The 251-nt window shown below is 32.7% G+C and carries 1 rRNA gene; it reads right to left on the bottom strand.

Annotation, left to right across the window (positions count from 1 at the left end):
- A 5S ribosomal RNA gene (gene rrf / locus IC174_RS20955) occupies positions 1-81 on the bottom strand; the annotation flags it as partial.
- Between the last annotated feature and the right edge of the window lie 170 nt (positions 82-251).

The following is a 251-nucleotide window of genomic DNA, read 5'->3' as shown; positions in this document are numbered from 1 at the left end:
CCAAGTACCATCAGCGCTAGAGAGCTTAACTTCTGTGTTCGGAATGGGAACAGGTGTATCCTCTCTGCTATTGTAACCACATAATCTTTATGCTTAATATTACTATTAAGTTATTGAAACTAGTAAACTAGATTCTTTAGAGTTAACACTCTAAAAACTACATATATATTTTAATCAATGAACATCAAATAATATTGGTCAAGTCCTCGACCTATTAGTATCGATAAGCTAAATACATTGCTGCACTTACA

Source organism: Clostridioides sp. ES-S-0001-03, assembly GCF_020676075.1.
Lineage (GTDB): Bacteria > Bacillota > Clostridia > Peptostreptococcales > Peptostreptococcaceae > Clostridioides.
Note: the sequence above shows the minus strand (reverse complement) of the source record. Positions and strands in the feature narration are given on the sequence as shown.